Annotated in this window: 13 protein-coding genes and 1 pseudogene; 7 read left to right on the top strand and 7 right to left on the bottom strand. The window is 72.1% G+C overall.

The features are described 5' to 3' along the window. Positions 1-58 precede the first annotated feature (58 nt). Complete coding sequence (locus ACFYWX_RS01100) at positions 59-1,864, bottom strand: 3-hydroxyacyl-CoA dehydrogenase family protein (protein WP_389421911.1); 1,806 nt, start codon at positions 1,862-1,864, stop codon at positions 59-61. A gap of 367 nt (positions 1,865-2,231) precedes the next feature. Here ACFYWX_RS01100 and ACFYWX_RS01095 point away from each other — a divergent pair, with 367 nt between their 5' ends. After that, positions 2,232-2,807: an adenylosuccinate lyase gene (locus ACFYWX_RS01095; protein ID WP_389421910.1), complete on the top strand. Its 576-nt coding sequence runs from the start codon at positions 2,232-2,234 to the stop codon at positions 2,805-2,807. A 6-nt stretch (positions 2,808-2,813) separates the two neighbouring features. On the opposite strand, the pseudogene ACFYWX_RS01090 reads toward ACFYWX_RS01095, so the two are convergent. The 4 genes and pseudogenes from ACFYWX_RS01090 to ACFYWX_RS01075 all read right to left on the bottom strand — a co-directional run. Then, a pseudogene (locus ACFYWX_RS01090) lies at positions 2,814-2,990 on the bottom strand (GNAT family N-acetyltransferase); the annotation flags it as partial. A gap of 52 nt (positions 2,991-3,042) precedes the next feature. Then, entirely contained in the window at positions 3,043-3,441 is a 399-nt protein-coding gene (locus ACFYWX_RS01085) for a RidA family protein (RefSeq protein WP_389421909.1), read from the bottom strand. Positions 3,442-3,499: 58 nt separating this feature from the next. Then, positions 3,500-5,077: an alpha/beta hydrolase gene (locus ACFYWX_RS01080; protein WP_389421908.1), complete on the bottom strand. Its 1,578-nt coding sequence runs from the start codon at positions 5,075-5,077 to the stop codon at positions 3,500-3,502. 136 nt (positions 5,078-5,213) lie between these two features. Then, positions 5,214-6,254 carry an Rv2578c family radical SAM protein gene (locus tag ACFYWX_RS01075; RefSeq protein ID WP_389421907.1) on the bottom strand — a complete coding sequence of 347 codons (1,041 nt, stop codon included), beginning with the start codon at positions 6,252-6,254 and terminating at the stop codon, positions 5,214-5,216. A gap of 180 nt (positions 6,255-6,434) precedes the next feature. Here ACFYWX_RS01075 and ACFYWX_RS01070 point away from each other — a divergent pair, with 180 nt between their 5' ends. From ACFYWX_RS01070 to ACFYWX_RS01050, 5 genes are all read left to right on the top strand, one after another. Beyond that, complete coding sequence (locus ACFYWX_RS01070; protein ID WP_389421906.1) at positions 6,435-6,878, top strand: SRPBCC family protein; 444 nt, start codon at positions 6,435-6,437, stop codon at positions 6,876-6,878. Positions 6,879-7,041: 163 nt separating this feature from the next. Further along, complete coding sequence (locus tag ACFYWX_RS01065; RefSeq protein ID WP_389421905.1) at positions 7,042-9,501, top strand: MFS transporter; 2,460 nt, start codon at positions 7,042-7,044, stop codon at positions 9,499-9,501. A 142-nt stretch (positions 9,502-9,643) separates the two neighbouring features. Next, positions 9,644-12,127, top strand: a complete 2,484-nt coding sequence (locus ACFYWX_RS01060; RefSeq protein ID WP_389421904.1) for a SpoIIE family protein phosphatase — start codon at positions 9,644-9,646, stop codon at positions 12,125-12,127. Between the two features lie 182 nt (positions 12,128-12,309). Next, positions 12,310-13,035, top strand: coding sequence for a class I SAM-dependent methyltransferase (locus ACFYWX_RS01055; RefSeq protein ID WP_389421903.1), 726 nt, complete (start codon positions 12,310-12,312; stop codon positions 13,033-13,035). A 133-nt stretch (positions 13,036-13,168) separates the two neighbouring features. Beyond that, the gene (locus ACFYWX_RS01050) at positions 13,169-13,510 is read left to right on the top strand and encodes a DoxX family protein (RefSeq protein ID WP_389421902.1); all 342 of its coding nucleotides are present in this window, start codon (positions 13,169-13,171) and stop codon (positions 13,508-13,510) included. A gap of 51 nt (positions 13,511-13,561) precedes the next feature. On the opposite strand, the gene ACFYWX_RS01045 is transcribed toward ACFYWX_RS01050, so the two are convergent. Further along, positions 13,562-14,461, bottom strand: coding sequence for a sigma-70 family RNA polymerase sigma factor (locus ACFYWX_RS01045; protein WP_389421901.1), 900 nt, complete (start codon positions 14,459-14,461; stop codon positions 13,562-13,564). Positions 14,462-14,518: 57 nt separating this feature from the next. Further along, positions 14,519-15,454 (bottom strand): class I SAM-dependent methyltransferase, encoded by a 936-nt coding sequence (locus ACFYWX_RS01040; RefSeq protein ID WP_389421900.1) that lies wholly within the window; start codon positions 15,452-15,454, stop codon positions 14,519-14,521. A 129-nt stretch (positions 15,455-15,583) separates the two neighbouring features. Here ACFYWX_RS01040 and ACFYWX_RS01035 point away from each other — a divergent pair, with 129 nt between their 5' ends. Next, positions 15,584-16,564, top strand: a complete 981-nt coding sequence (locus tag ACFYWX_RS01035) for a branched-chain amino acid ABC transporter permease (protein ID WP_389421899.1) — start codon at positions 15,584-15,586, stop codon at positions 16,562-16,564. Positions 16,565-16,567 lie beyond the last annotated feature (3 nt).

Here is a 16,567-nt window from a genome sequence, read left to right as displayed (position 1 = left end):
TGCCGTGCCGAGCAGCCCGCCCCAGTCCGCCGTGCCCGCGAACCGGTCCGCCGGACGCTCAGCGCCGGGCATATTCGCGGAAGCCGCGGCCCGTCTTGCGGCCGAGGCAGCCCGCGGCCACCAGGTGCTCCAGGAGCGGTGCCGGGGCGAGGCCCGGGTCCCTGAACTCGCGGTGCAGGACCTTCTCGATGGCCAGGGAGACGTCGAGGCCGACGACGTCCAGGAGTTCGAACGGACCCATCGGGTAGCCGCCGCCCAGCCTCATCGCCGCGTCGATGTCGTCGAGGGACGCGTAGTGCTCCTCAACCATCTTGATCGCGTTGTTGAGGTACGGGAACAGCAGCGCGTTCACGATGAAGCCCGCACGGTCACCGCAGTCGACCGCGTGCTTCCTGATCCTGACGCACACCTCGCGGACCGTCGCGTGGACGTCGTCGCCCGTCAGCACCGTACGGACCACCTCGACCAGCTTCATCGCCGGTGCCGGGTTGAAGAAGTGCATGCCGACGACGTCCTGCGGGCGCGAGGTGGCGCGGGCGCAGGCGACGACGGGCAGCGAGGACGTGGTGGTGGCCAGGACCGCGCCCGGCTTGCAGACCTTGTCCAGGGTCGCGAACAGCTGCCGCTTGACGTCCAGGTCCTCGGCGACGGCCTCGACGGCCAGGTCGACGTCGGCGAAGGCGTCGTAGGAGCCCGCCGCGGTGATCCGGTCCAGGGTCTGCGCGGCCGCCTCGGCTGTCAGCCGGCCCTTGTCGACGGAGCGGGAGAGCGACTTGCCGATACGGGCCTTGGCGGCCTGCGCCTTCTCCTCGCTGCGGGCGGCGAGGACGACGTCGTAGCCGGCCTTGGCGAACACCTCGGCGATGCCCGACGCCATGGTGCCCGAGCCCGCGACACCGACGGAGCGCACGGGGCGGCCCGGGGTGAGGTCGGCGCCGTCGAGCGGGGTCAGCGCGTCCCGCACGACGGTGGCGCTGCCGGGGGCGTCGTAGGTGTAGAAGCCGCGGCCCGACTTGCGGCCGGTCAGGCCGGCCTCGCTGAGCTGCTTGAGGATCGGGGCGGGGGCGTGCAGCCGGTCGCGGGACTCGGCGTACATGGCCTCCAGGACCGTACGGGCCGTGTCGACGCCGATCAGGTCGAGCAGCGCGAGCGGGCCCATGGGCAGCCCGCAGCCGAGCCGCATCGCGGCGTCGATGTCCTCGCGGGAGGCGTATTTCGCCTCGTACATCGCGGCGGCCTGGTTGAGGTAGCCGAACAGCAGCCCGTCGGCGACGAAGCCGGGGCGGTCGCCGACCGCGACGGGCTCTTTGCCGAGCTCGACGGCGAGGTCCGTGACCGCGGCGACGGTCTGCGGCGCGGTCAGCACGGACGAGACGACCTCGACCAGCTTCATCGCGGGCGCCGGGTTGAAGAAGTGCAGCCCTATCACCCGCTCCGGGCGGGCCGAGTCGGCGGCAAGACGCGTGACGGACAGCGCGTTCGTGCCGGTCGCGAGGATCGTCCCCGGGCGCACGATCCCGTCCAGCTCGCGGAAGATCTGCTGCTTGATCTCGTACGACTCCGGGGCCACCTCGACGACCAGGTCGGCGTCGGCCGCCGCCCGCAGGTCGGTGGAGGTGCGGACGCGGGCGAGGGCGTCCGCGCGCTCCTGTTCGGTCAGCCGGCCGCGCTCCACGGCGCGGGCGGTGGCCGCCTCCAGGGCGGCGAGGGACCTCGCGGCCTGGGCCTCGCTGATGTCGATGCCGATGACCTCGCGGCCGGCCCGGATGAGGACCTCGGCGATACCGGTGCCCATCGTGCCGAGGCCGACGACGGCAATGGTCTTGAGCGGGGACAGAGGGGCGTCGTGCAGGGGAGCGGCCATCGCGGGACTCCAAATGAGGGTGACGACTGGGAACGCGCCCGGGTGCGCCGAGGGCGCACCGGGGTGCGGAAGGAGTGCGGGTGTGGTGCCGGGCTGCAAGCGCACACGCCCGGTGCCGTCGCCGTGGACGTGCACACGTCCGGGGAACGGCTCAACCGACCGGCCCTGTCCCGTGGCCGGGTCGAACTGCGGTACACGGGGTACCGAACCGACTGCTCTCGTGGCGGCTGCGTCACCAGGCCACCGCGAGGAGGGGTGCGAGTGGGTAACTCGCTCGTATGAGCTTAACCGGTGGGTAACGAGCACGCCACCCCCGAGTTTGTGATGTAGGTCCCGCGTCGCGGGCGGCCCCTCTAATCTCGGGTTCATGGACGAAGAGTTGCGATCGCTCACGGAGCGCTTACGGCGGGAGTCCGGCGGGACGGCCATGTACGAGCGGCTGGTGGCCACCGAGGACCACGACGAACTGGCGGGAGTGCTCACCGAGCCCGGGCAGCCGCTGTGGGCCAGGGAGCTGACCGCGTTCCGGCTGGGGCTCGCGGGCGACCGGCGGGCCTTCGAAGCTCTCGTCCTGCTCCTCAACCACCGTGACCCGCCGCGCTGCGCCTCCGCCGCGTACGCCCTCGCCCGTCTCGGCGACCCCCGCACCGCCCGCGCGGCCGCCGCCCTCGCCACCAACGAACTGCGCGTCGCCTACGCCCTGCACCCGGTTCGGCTCCTGACCCGGCTGCGCGCACCCGAGTCCGCGCCCGCGCTGATCACCACCCTGGAGCGACGGCTGCGCCCGCACGATCCCTACCGGAAGGTGGCATTGGCGTGCGTGGAGGGGCTGGGCGCGCTGGGCGACGCCCGCGCCCGTCCCGTGCTGAACGAGGCGCTCGCCCACCCGGCACTGGCCGAGGCGGCGGTACACGCGCTGGCGCAGATCCCGAAGCAGCGGTGAGTTGTCTCAGCCCCCCAGTCGCTTCTCGTACCGCACTTCGGGTACCTCGGCGCCGTCCACCTCGAAGGGCTCCTCGGCGCCGTCCGCGGAGAACCCCGCCCGCTCGTAGAACGCGCGGGCGCGGGTGTTCTCCCTGAGGACCCACAGGTACATCCGCTCGTGTCCGAGGGCCACGCACTGGCGTAGTCGGGGAGCGTCATGTCCCGCACGTGGAGACCGGACGTGCGGAGCCCGCTCACTCCGGGACCACCGCGAACGCCTCGATCTCCATCAGGACGTCCGGCCGGACCAGCGCGGCGACCTGCACGGCCGAGGCGGCGGGGAGGCGGTCGTCGGGTATGTGCGCGGTGCGGGCCGCGCGGATGGCGGGCATGTGCGCCATGTCCGTGACGAAGTAGGTGAGTTTGATGATGTCGTCGAAGCCGGCGCCGGCGGCCGCCAGGCAGCGCCCGAGGTTGACGAAGACCTGCCGGGCCTGGGCCTCAGGGTCCCCCTCGCCGACCAGCCTGCGGTGCTCGTCGAGGGGGAGCTGGCCCGCTATCGCCACGAAGCGGCCGGTGCCGATGACGACGTGGCTGTACTGCGCGGCGGCGGCGACGCCGTCGGGGGCGGGAATCCTGGTCAGCTCACTCATGCGTCCATGGTGGACCATGGGTCTGACACCGCCCCCGACGGGCCGTCAGGAAGCTCTCCTAGCCCCGGAAGCCGAGCAGACCGTGCAGCGTCGAGCCGCGGGACGACGCCGACGCCGCCTTCGTACTCAGCGGCTTCGGGTCGGGCAGGGCCGGGCACACCGCGTCGGCCTCGTCGCTGCCGCGCGGCACCGTGCCGTCCCTCAGATAGGCCGCCAGGTGCTTGTCCAGGCAGCTGTTCCCGCTCAGCGTGACGCCGTGGTTGCCGCCGCCCTCCTCGACCACGAGGCTGGAGCCGCCCAGCAGGGAGTGGACCGTCGCGCCGCCCTCGAACGGGGTGGCCGCGTCGTTCGTCGCCTGGAACAGCAGGGCCGGAGGCAGATCGCCGTTGGCGACGTTCACCGGGTGCCCGGAGTGCGTCGGCCAGAACGCGCACGACGCGTTGTACCAGGCGTTGTTCCAGGTCATGAACGGCGCCTTCTCGTGCACCGCCCAGTTGTCCACGCGCCACCGCTCCCAGCTGCGCGGCCAGTCCGCGTCCCGGCACTGCACCGCGGTGTAGATGCTGTAGCCGTTGTCCCCGGTCGCGTCGACCGCGGCGAAGTGCTCGTACGCCTCGACCAGCGGTTCGGCGTCCTTGTCGTTGACGTACGCCGCGAACGCCTCGGCGAGGTAGGGCCAGTAGCCGTTGTAGTAGCCGCCGGGCATGAAGGTGTCCTCCAGCTCCGCCGCGCCCACCCTGCCGTCGGCGGGCTTCTTCGCGAGCGCCGTGCGCATCGCGTACCACCTGGCCTCGACCTGCTCCGGATCGGTGCCGAGCCGGTAGGTCGTGTCGTGCCGGGCGATCCACGCCATCAGGGCGCGATGGCGGTCGTTGAAGGCGTGGTCCTGCGCGAGATTGTCCTCGTACCAGATGCCGGCGGGGTCGACGATCGAGTCCAGGACGAGGCGGCGCACGCGCTCCGGGAACAGCTTCGCGTAGACCGCGCCGAGGTAGGTGCCGTACGAGTAGCCGAAGTAGTTGATCTGGCGCGAGCCGAGGGCCGCGCGGATGGAGTCCATGTCCCGTACGGCGCTGACCGTGTCGATGTGCGGCAGCAGGCTCGGGTACTTCTGGGTGCAGGCGTCGGCGAAGGACTTCGCGCGCGTGAGGTTCGCCTGCTCGATCGCGGGCGTGCTCGGCACGGAGTCCGGGCGGACCGGGCCGAAGTGGCCGGGGGCGCAGTCCAGGGCGGGTCTGCTGGCGCCCACCCCGCGCGGGTCGAAGCCGATCACGTCGTACTGCGCCGCCACCGCCTTGGGCAGGGACGAGGCGACGAACCCGGCGAGTGTGAGGCCGCTGCCGCCGGGGCCGCCGGGGTTGACCAGCAGCGGGCCCTGGTACTTCTTGGCGGTGTGCGGGACGCGGGACAGCGCGAGCGTGATCTGCTGCCCGCGCGGGTCGTCGTGATCGAGCGGCACCTTCAGGGAGGCGCACTGGAGCGTCGGGTAGGTGGTGGTGGCGCAGTTCTTCCAGCCGAGTTCCGAGGCGGGCGCCGCGTGTGCGGGATGCGACGGACCAGCGGCCGCGGGCACGGCCGTGAACGTTGCGGCCGCGACCACGGCGGCACCGCACAGCGCGGCTGCGCGTTTCCTCATCCAGTCCTCCCAGGACGGCGGGATGTCGGACCGCGGAGGTCACGGTCCTTGCCGCATCGTCCCGGGATGTGCGACTGAAAGAACATATTATGTCAATACTTGACCCAATTGGTCCGCCGGATGCGCTCGAACGCTCTCAGATCAGCGACAGTTGGGTCGCCTCGGGTGTGGTCGGCCGCTCGGGCTCCGGCTGCCTGATCCGTCGCGGCATCTCCGCCCGCGTGGGACCGATGCCGTACTCCTGTGCCAGGTCGTGGACCTGACGGGTGATCCGGCGCTGGTACCACTTCGGGGCGTAGGCGCCCTCCGCGTACAGCCGCTCGTAACGGCGCACCAGGTACGGGTGGTGCTGCCCGAGCCAGGCCATGAACCACTCGCGCGCACCGGGTCGCAGATGGAGCACGAGCGGGGTCACGGAGGTGGCTCCGGACGCGGCGATGGCCCGCACGGTCTCGCGCAGTCGGTCCGGCTGGTCGCTCAGGAACGGGATCACCGGTGCCATCAGAACCCCGCAGCCGATGCCGTGCTCGCCCAGGGTCCGTACGACGTCCAGGCGGCGCTCCGGGGCCGGTGTGCCCGGCTCGACGGTGCGCCACAGTTCGGCGTCGGTGAAGCCGACCGAGACGGAGATGCCGACGTCCGTCACCTCGGCTGCCTGCGTCAGCAGGTCGAGGTCGCGCAGGATCAGCGTGCCCTTGGTCAGGATCGAGAAGGGGTTCGCGTGGTCGCGCAGGGCGGCCAGGATGCCCGGCATCAGCCGGTAGCGGCCCTCGGCGCGCTGGTAGCAGTCGACGTTGGTGCCCATCGCGATGTGCTCGCCCCGCCAGCGGTGGGAGGCGAGCTGACGGCGCAGCACCTCCGGCGCGTTCACCTTGACCACGATCTGGGTGTCGAAGCCGAGGCCCGTGTCGAGGTCGAGGTAGCTGTGCGTCTTGCGGGCGAAGCAGTACACGCACGCGTGGGTGCAGCCCCGGTAGGGGTTCACGGTCCACTCGAAGGGCATGCGTGAGGCGCCCGGCACCCGGTTGATGACCGAGCGGGCCCGGATCTCGTGGAACGTGATGCCACGGAACTCGGGGGTGTCGAAGGTGCGGGTGGTCACCGCGTCCGCGCCGAACAGCGCGGCGTCGGCCCGGCCGTGCTCGCCCGGCTCCACTGTGAGGTTCTCCCAGCGCATGAGGCCTCCTCGGTAGCGCTGCCCCCACAATAGAACATGTGTTCCCATGATCGTGCGGGCGTCATTCCCGGTCGCCGTACGGCATCCGATCGGTCACATCCGGGACCCCGATTTGGCGGCCGGGGACCGGGGTGGTTGGCTTGCCCCAACCCCGAGAATTCAGGTCCCTGGAGGAATCCGATGGCGCAGGTCGAGGCCACTACCGAGCGGGTCGTCGCGGCGGACCCGGAGAAGGTGTTCGACACCCTCGCCGACTACAGCGGCACCCGCGGGAAGCTGCTGCCCGAACACTTCAGCGAGTACGAGGTGCGCGAGGGCGGCGACGGCGAGGGCACCCTCGTCCACTGGAAGCTCCAGGCCACCAGCAAGCGCGTCCGCGACTGCCTCCTGGAGGTCTCCGAGCCCACCGACGGCGAGCTCGTCGAGAAGGACCGCAACTCCTCCATGGTCACCACCTGGCGGGTCACCCCGGCCGGCGAGGGCGCCTCCCGTGTCCTCGTGACCACCACCTGGAAGGGCGCCGGCGGCGTGGGTGGCTTCTTCGAGAAGACCTTCGCGCCCAAGGGCCTCGGCCGGATCTACGACGCGATCCTCGCCAACCTCGCGACCGAGGTCGAGAAGTAGCCCCAGGCTCCCCAAGCCACAGATGCCCCCCGGGTGTTGATCCCCTCACCGGTTCGAGTGGATCTTCCGGGGGGCTTGCCGTCGTGCCGTAACCCGGCGCGCTCACTCGTGGTTGTCGCCTTACGCGGGACTTGTGCGGCAGGCGCGACGAGGGGAGCGGCACGTGGGCGGAACCACTCTGGTGCACGGCGAACTGCGGGAAGAAGCCCGGGACGAACCCGCCTCGGCGGGCGCTTGCGAAGGCCCGCCTCCGGCATCGGCCACCGAACCGCGACCGAGTCCACGGCGCGTACTGGTCGTCTTCTTCGCGCTGATGCTCGCCCTGCTCCTGGCCGCCCTGGAGCAGATGATCGTCGCCACCGCGCTCCCGGAGATCGTCGGTGAACTGCACGGCGTGGACCGGATGCCCTGGCCGATCACCGCCTATCTGCTCACCGCCACCGTCGGACTGCCGGTCTACGGCAAGCTCGGCGACCTCCTCGGCCGCAAGGGCGTCTTCCAGTTCGCGATCGTCGTCTTCGTCGTCGGCTCCGCGCTCGCGGGCCGCGCGCAGACCATGGACCAGCTGATCGCCTTCCGCGCGGTCCAGGGCGTCGGTGCGGGCGGGCTCATGATCGGCGTACAGGCGATCATCGCCGACATCGCGCCGCCCCGCCGGCGCGGCCGGTTCATGGGCCTCATCGGCGCCGCGTTCGGCGTCGCCTCCGTGGCCGGACCCCTCCTCGGCGGCTACTTCACCGACCACCTCTCCTGGAGGTGGTGCTTCTACTTCAACGTCCCCTTCGGCCTGCTGACCCTGGCCGTCGTCGCCGTCGCGCTCAAACTCCCCAAGCCGCGGGGCAGGGCCCGCATCGACGTGCTCGGCGCGCTGTTGCTCGCCGCGGCCTCCACCTGCCTGGTCCTGCTGGCCAGTTGGGGCGGCGCCGAGTACGCCTGGGACTCCCGCGTCGTCCTCGGGCTCGGCGCCGGGGCGGCCCTTGCGACCGTCCTCTTCCTCGTCACCGAGCACCGCGCGGCCGAACCCCTCATCCCGCTCAGGCTGTTCAGGGACTCCGTCTTCAACGTCACCGGCCTGGTGGGCCTGGTCGTCGGCGTCGCGCTGTTCGGGGCCGCGAGCTACCTGCCGACCTTCCTGCAGATGGTCGACGGGGCGAGCGCCACCGAGTCCGGGCTGCTCATGCTGCCCATGACGGGCGGCATCGTCGGCGCCTCGGTCGTCTGCGGCCAACTCATCAGCCACACCGGCCGCTACCGGATCTACCCGGTTCTCGGCAGCACCCTCTCCGTCCTCGGCATGTGGCTGCTGTCCCGGCTCGAGGCCGACACGCCACGCCTGCAGTACAGCGTCTGGATGGCCGTCCTCGGCGCCGGCATCGGCATGGTGATGCCGGTACTGATCCTCGCCGTGCAGAACTCCGTGCCCGCGGCCGACCTCTCCACCGCCACCAACGCCAACAACTACTTCCGGCAGATCGGCGGCAGCGTCGGCGTGGCGATCTTCGGCACCCTCTTCGCCGGACGCCTCGCCGACGCCCTGGAAGAACGGCTGCCCGCGCGCGCCGGGCTGCCCGACCCCGAGGCGCTCACCCCGCAGCTCGTGCACGCCCTGCCCCCACAGCTGCGCGACGCCTACGCCCACGCGTACGCCGACGCCATGCCGCGGATCTTCCTCTACCTCGTGCCGGTGCTCGTCGTCGGCCTGCTCATCGCCTGCTTCCTCAAGGAGAAGCCCCTTGTGCCCCACGACGCCCCCGCCACCGACGAGGAGACCGGGCAGATGACCGGGGTGAACGCCCCCGTCCCGCCGACCCTCCCCCATCCTTCGGGCGGGGGGACCCCCATCTCGCTTCACTCGCCGTACGCCGCCGCCCCCGTCCGCGGCATGGTGCAGCACCCCGACGGGACCGTCGTGCCCCGCGCGGCCCTCACCCTCATCGACGTCGCCGGACAGCAGATCGGGCGGGCCGCGAGCGACGAGGACGGGAGGTACACGCTGACCACACCCGGATCCGGGGCGTACGTGCTCATCGCCGCCGCGGGCGGCCACCAGCCGCAGGCGATCTCGGTGACCCTCGGGGACCGCCCCGTCGAGCTGGACATCGTCCTCGGCGGCGGCGCCGGACGTCTCGCCGGGAGGGTACGGACCGCGGACGGCACGCCCGTGCCGGACGCCATCATCACCCTCACCGACGTCCACGGCGAGGTCGTCGCCACCACCCGCACCGGGCGCGAGGGCGGCTACGCCATCCCCGAACTGGTGGCGGGGGAGTACACCCTCGCCGCGAGCGCCCCCGCGTTCCGCCCGGCCGCGCTCCCCGTCACGGTGCGGGCCTCCCGGGAGACCCGCCAGGACGTCGAACTCGCCGGAGGCGCCGTCCTGCGCGGCACGGTGCGCGGCCGCGGCGGGCGGCCCGTCGAGGACGCGCGCGTGACGCTGCTCGACCTGACCGGGAACGTCGTGGACACACTCACCACCGGGGCCGACGGAACGTTCCGGTTCGCCGACCTCGCCTCCGGCGAGTACACGGTCATCGCGACCGGCTACCCGCCCGTGGCCACCGTGCTCCAGGTGGCCGGCGGAGGGCCCACGGAACGCGACCTCCACCTGGGGCACGAGGAGTGACTGCGCGCCCCGCGCGCGGGCCCGTGCGCCGGAGCGCACTGGGTGGAACCAATTCCAGAAATGCCGCACATGGCGAACGGACCCGGCCGTAACGTGGTCGCGCGGGGGCAGATCTTGCGCAGCTCTGGGGAGGGCCTGGGCCATGGACCGTGGCATGGAGAGGGACGCACCTCCCGGGCGCGGAGCCGGCTTCGGCCCGGCCACCGACCTCGCCGGCGCCGGGCGCGTCCCGCTGGCCGTGGTGGTGGTCGACCGCGAGGGCCTGGTCTCCCACTGGAGCACGGGAGCGCGCCGCCTCTTCGGCGTCGCAAGGGAGGCTGCCGTCGGGCGGTCCGCCCTCGACCTGCTCCCCGTCTCCGGCGTGCTCCCCGACGAGGAGGACGAACCCTCCTACGGGGCCTTCGCCGCCTACGACGGTCTCGGGCCCGGTCTCGAGTCCTCCCTCGACGGCCGGCTGTCCTACCCCGCGGCCGGCCGTGCCCGCCTCACCGCGCCCGACCGCGACCGCGATCGCGTCGACGTGCTGTGGTGGGCGTACCCCCTGGTCGGCCCGGGCCGAGAGCGGCTGCTCGTACTGGCGGCGGACGCGGCGGGGCTGCGGGCCGGTGAAACCGACGCCGTGGCCGTGGAGCGGATCGCGCCCGGATTCGCCCTGCACACCGACTTCCCCGGGGCCGAGGAGCTGGCCCGCAGGCTGCCCGAGATCCTGCCCAGCATGAGTGTCGAGGAAAGCGCCCGCATCGTCGCGCAGGTCCTCGAACTCGGATACCCCGTCCTGGAGTTCAGCCAGAACGACCGGGTGCCCGTCACCCCCGACTGGGGCGTGGCCCGGCGGGTGGAGCGCAAGGCGCGCCGCGAGCGGGCCGCCCGGGCCGCGGCCGAGGGGCTGCCCGTACCGGAGGACGTCGCCGACGAGGGCGAGGACCTCGAGTACGCGGCCGTCCGTGAACGCCTGGAGTTCCTCAACGAGGTCAGCGGCAGGATCGGCACCTCGCTCGACCTCTCCCGGACGATCATCGAGGTCAGCGAGGCCGTCGTCCCGCGCTTCACCGACGTCGCCGGCACCTATCTGCGCGAACAGGTCGTCGCGGGGGAGGGCTTCCCCGAGGGCGTGCCGGACACGACCACGATGTGGCACCGGGTCGCCGTCGAGCACACCGACGAACCCGGCCGCTGGGACGACGTCGTACCCGTCGGCGAGGCCATGCCGTTCCCGGCGCACACCCCGTTCTTCCAGTGCATGACCACCGGCGAGCCCGTCCTCGTGCCGCGCATCAGCGAGCAGATGGGGCACGCCATCGCCTCGCAGTTCGAGAAGCGCGACATCCGGCCGCTCATCACGGGCCGCTCGATGCTGGTCGTGCCGCTGAAGGCCCGTAACGTCGTCCTCGGCTTCATGATCCTGCTGCGCCACCCCGAGCGCGCCGAGTTCAACGACATGGACCGCGTCACCGGAGCCGAACTCGCCGCCCGCGCGGGCCTCGTGCTCGACAACGCGCGCATGTACACCCACCAGGAGAGCGTCGCCGAGACCCTCCAGGACAGCATGCTGCCGCACATCCCGCCGCGCATGGCGGGCTGCGACATCGCCACCCGCTATCTGCCGGGCACGCTGCTCGGACGCGTCGGCGGCGACTGGTTCGACTCGGTGAAACTGCCCGGCGCCCGCACCGCCCTCGTCGTCGGCGACGTCATGGGCCACGGCCTCAACTCGGCCGCGATGATGGGCCAGTTGCGTACGGCCGTCCAGACCATGGCCGCCCTCGACCTGCCGCCCGCGCAGCTGCTGCGCAACCTCGACGACCTCGCCCAGCGCCTCGGCGACACCTACCTCGCGACCTGCCTGTACGCCGTGTACGACCCGATCGCGAGCGAGCTGCACCTCGCCAACGCGGGCCACATCCCACCGGTGCTGGTCCGCGCCGAGGACGGCCGCAGCGAGCTGTTGGACCTGCCGACCGGTGCGCCCATCGGGGTCGGCGGGGTGCCCTTCGAAGCGGTACGCGTGCGCGTGGCGCCCGGCGACCGGCTGGTGATGTGCACCGACGGCCTCGTGGAGGTGCGCGGCGAGGACATCGGCGTGGGCCTGGCGGCACTGTGCGAGTCCGCCGCCCACCCGGCCGCCTCCATGGACGACGCCTGCGACACGATCATCCGCGCCCTCGCTGTGACCTTCGCAGAAGCGGGCCGCGGCGGTCGCAAGGACGACGTGGCCCTGTTGATGGCCCGGCTGAGCGGCATCGAGCCCGACGACGTCGCGGAGTGGCGGCTCGCCCTCGACCCGGCCGAGGTCGGCCGGGCCCGCGCGGCGGTCCGCGAACAGCTCCACGACTGGGGCCTGGCAAAGCTGGCTGACAGCGCCGAGCTGCTGGTGGGTGAACTGGTCACCAACGCCGTACGGCACTCCCACAGCCGCCCCGTCGAACTGCGCCTCGTGCGCGGTGACACGCTGCTGTGCGAGGTGGACGACGACGAACACGACCTGCCGACGCTGCTGAGCACCGGGCCCGGCGACGAGTTCGGGCGGGGGCTGCGCGTGGTGAGCACGCTGGCCCGCGAGTGGGGGGCCAGCCGCCGGGGCGCGGGCAAGACCGTGTGGTTCGAACTCACACTGCCGCGCCGCTGAGCGGGGCGCAGATTCTCCGCGTACGCGTCCTGAACACGGCGCGCGCGGTGGGAGTTTCCGCGCACACGGCTCGAACGCCGCGTGAAGGTATGCGCACCACGCTTGTCGCCGTACCCGGGCGGCGGTAGACCGTACTGGCCCATCACTTACGACGGACCGACGCCGTACCCTGGGGAGTGGTCATGAGCGTATCGAGCCGGTACCGCCAGGCCTGGGAGGGCTTCTGGAGCGAGGCCACCGACGAACCGGGCGCCGTGTTCTGGGACGCGGAGCCCACCCTGACCGTCGGCCCCCACCTCGCGCTCTTCGAACCCCTGCTGACCGATCCCGGGCTGCCGCTGGTGGACCTCGGCTGTGGTAACGGCACCCAGACGCGCTTCCTCGCCGACCGCTTCCCGTACGTGGTCGGCACCGATCTGGCCGCCGCGGCCCTCGACCACGCCTGCCGCGCCGACCCCGCGAGGCAGGCGACGTACCGGCTGCTGGACGCGGCGGAGAAGAACGAGACCGAGACGCTGCACGCCGAACTGGGCGACACCAACGTGTACATGCGGGGCGTGCTCCACCAGTGCGAACCGGAGGACCGGCAGCCGCTGGTCGACGGGATCGCCACGCTCGTCGGCGAGCGCGGCCGGGCCTTCCTCGTGGAACCCTCCGAGGCCGCCGGCCCCGTCCTCCTGGAGCTGGCGCAACGCCCGGACGGCCCGCCGGCCAAACTCGCGCCCGTCCTGCGGCACGGCATCGCCCCCGCCGAGGTGGCCGACGACGCGGTGCCCGACTTCCTGCGCGCGGCCGGGCTCACCGTCCTGGCGAGCGGTGAACTGCCGCTGACCACCACCGAGTACGAGCCGGACGGCACCCGGATCGTGCTGCCGTCGACGTGGCTGGTGGCGACGCGCGCGGTGTGACTGCCGTCACGCGAAGTGGGTCGCTCCTGCTGTCACACTCCCGCGGCGCGGGGTGTCAGGGCAGTGAAGGAAGCCGATGAAGCGGGCCGGGGCGACAGCACCCCGGTCGCGACCCGAACGAGGAGCGTCCGCCATGTCCACCACCTACGTCGTCGTCACCGTCCTGGGAGCCGTCATGGCGGGTTTCTCGGCCGCCTCGATCTTCTTCAACGCCGAGTGGACGGTGAAGCCGCTGGCCGACTACGGCGTCCCGCGCTCGTGGTGGCCCTGGCTCGGCGCCGCCAAGGCCGCCGGGGCCGCCGGTCTGCTCGTGGGCCTGCTCGTGCCGGTCGTCGGCGTGCTGGCCGGGGCCGGGCTGGTGCTGTACTTCCTGGGCGCCGTCGTCACCGTCCTGCGGGCACGCTGGTTTTCGCACGTGCCGTTCCCGCTGCTGTACGCGGCGCCGGCGGCCGCGTCCCTGGTCCTCGGGTTCTGAGCGAGCGGCAGGGGTGACCGGCGCGCCCGCCGCTCACCCCTCGTACGTTCGTCAGGCGGCGAGCACCGCGACCTCCATCCGCTCCAGCCGCTCCCGGTCCGCGACGACATCGATCCCCGTGATGCCGTCCGCGGTGACGGTGAAGGCCAGGACCAGGCGCAGGCGCCCCTGCGGCGCCATCGCCAGGCCGACCCGCCCGTCGAGCAGCGCCACGCCGGTGAAGCGCGCCCTTCCCGTGGCGGCCATCGCGCCCTCCGCGACCGTCCGGGCACCGCCGACCACGATCGGCTCGGGAGTGGGGACGACGAAGCGGTCGGCGGTGAGGACGACGTCGGGGTGCAACAGCGACACCAGCGCCTCGAAGTCCCCGCCCCGCGTGGCCGCCAGGAACGCCCCGACGACCTCGCGCTGCCGGGCCAGATCGACGGCGGCCGACGCGTCGGCCGGAGCGGGTGCGGCGCCCTTGACCCGGCGGCGGGCCCGGCTCGCCAACTGTCTCGTGGCCGCCGGGGTCTTCTCGATCAGCGGGGCGATGTCGTCGAACGGCACCGCGAACATGTCGTGCAGGACGAACGCCAGCCGCTCGGCCGGGGCGAGGGTGTCGAGGACGATCAGCAGCGCCACACCGACCGAGTCGGCGAGCAGCGCCTCCTCCTCCGGATCGCCTCCGCCCCCCGGACCGACGGCCGGGTCGGTCACCCCCAGGTCGAGTGACTCCTCACGCCGAGCCCGACGCGAGCGCAGCATGTTCAGGCACACCCGGCCCACCACCGTGGTCAGCCACCCGGTGAGGTTCTCCACACCGGCGACATCGGCGCGGGCGGCCCGCAGCCACGCCTCCTGCACGGCGTCCTCGGCCTCACTGAGCGAGCCGAGCATCCGGTAGGCCACCGCCCGCAGATGGTGCCGGTCCGCTTCGAAGCGCTCGGCGGGCAGCGCGTACGTGGTCATCGGTCGCGTCCTCCGTGCGTGCGGCTCCGGTCACGCTGTGATCGTAGCTCCCGATGATCACCGCTGGTGGTCTCGGTGAGGGACAAGGAGACCCTCTGCGGGCTTGTCGAAGACGTACGCCGTGTAGCGGGCGACGCGGGCGACGGCCCGGTGGGCTCGGACGACGGTGACGACCTCGTCCCAGTCCCGTGCGTCGAGCGTTCTCAGGCCGGGCCACCGCAGGCACAGGGCCTGTTGGCCGACCCGGGTGGACGCGGTGCCGGTGAACAGGGCACAGAGATGGGCTGCCCTGCGGAGCACCGGGGTGGTCCAGTCGAGGACGCGATACGTGGTGAAGCCGGCCGCGGAAGCCATGAGCGGATAACGCTCGTACGGCTCAAGGCCGTCGAAGCGCCAGGTGCCGCGTACGAGGCCGCTCGGGTCGAGGGTCCCGATCGGCTCCTGCTCCGTAGGGGAGGTGACGTCCACGAGGACCAGTCGGCCTCCGGGGCGGAGCAGCCGGAAGCTCTCGCCCAGGAACGACCGACGGCCCGCGTGGCCGAAGTGGAAGGCGGCCTCCAGGCAGTGCACTCGGTCGAAGGAACCGTCGGTCAGCGGGATCTCCGCTGCTCGGCGCGGCAGATCGGCGGCATCGGCGACGGCGAATCGCGCGCCGCGACAGCCGCCGAACCGGCGACGTGCCTGGTCGATCTGCGCGGGCTGGATGTCCACCCCCAGCGCCCGGCATCCCGCGGTGCCCAACCGCGCCGTGGTGTCACCGCGACCGCAACCGGCGTCCAGGACGAGCTGCCCCGGCCGGGCGTCCAGCAGCGCCAGCGACCGGCGGGCCAGACGGCGCTGAAAGGGGACCGGCCCGGCCGCCGCCGCGAACGGCAGGGTGGGCAGCGTGAAGTAGCCGATGTCGGCCAGGCTGTCCCAGCCCAGGTGGCGCAGCACCCGGAAGAGCACGCTGTCGTCGCTGTACGCACTCGCGATGTCCTCGCTGTCACTCATCGCGCATCCTTCGCTCTCCGTGAGGCAGCCATCCCTGGCTCGATGTCCGGGTCACCGCCCCGGCCTGCACTTACACTGAGCCACAAGGGATGTTCGTGACATACCGGAATCGTCGTGCGCCATCATCGGATGCTCGTAGCGGCCCTCGCCCTGGTCCTCGTGGCGGTTCCCGCGATCTCCGCGCGGGCGCAGGGTGAGGGAGTCCCGCGCGGCCCCACGTTCGGCGCGCGCACTCTGCAGGCGCTGATCGACGGTATCCAGTTCGGGGTGATCATCGCGATCACATCGGTCGGACTCTCGCTGATCTTCGGCACCATCCATTTGATCAACTTCGCCCACGGTGAGTTCGTCACGATCGGCGCCGCCTTCGCGTTCTTCCTCAACGTCTCCGCGGCCGGCCCGGGCTGGCACCTGATCCCCGCCACCATCGCCGCGGTGGCCTTCGGCGCCCTGCTGGGCGGGGCCGTCGAGCGCTGCGTCTGGCGCCCGCTGCGGGCTCGGGGCACCGGGCTGATCAACATGTTCATCGTCACCATCGGGCTCTCGCTGCTGCTGCGGCACGTCGTGCTCGTGCTGTACGGGACCCGGCCCGCCTCCTACGCGCAGTACGACATCCAGAGCGCGATCGACCTGGGGCCGGTCGGCATCACCCCCCGGGACCTCACGGTCACCCTGCTCGCCGTCCTGGTGCTGCTCGGCATCGCCGCGCTCCTGCAGAAGACGCGGATCGGCACGGCTGTGCGAGCCGTCTCCGCCAACCGTGACCTCGCGGAGGCGTCGGGCATCGACGTGCAGCGGGTGGTGCTGTTCGTGTGGATGCTCTCCGGCGCACTGGCCGCACTCGGCGGGGTCTTCTTCGGCCTGGTCGAGATCGTCACCTGGGACATGGGCTTCAAGCTCCTGCTGCTCATGTTCGCGGGGATCATCCTGGGCGGTCTCGGCTCCGCCTACGGCGCGATGGTCGGCAGCCTCGTCATCGGCGTCGTCGCCCAGATGTCCACGCTGTGGTTCCCGGTGGACCTGCAGTACGCGTGGGCGCTGCTCGTCCTCATCGTGGTCCTGCTCGTCCGGCCACAGGGGATCCTCGGCCGGGCGGAACGCGTCGGGTGAGGG

This window comes from Streptomyces sp. NPDC002888 (assembly GCF_042888465.1).
GTDB lineage: Bacteria > Actinomycetota > Actinomycetes > Streptomycetales > Streptomycetaceae > Streptomyces.
The sequence above is the reverse complement of the archived record's forward strand: the minus strand, read 5'-3'. Positions and strand labels throughout refer to the sequence as shown.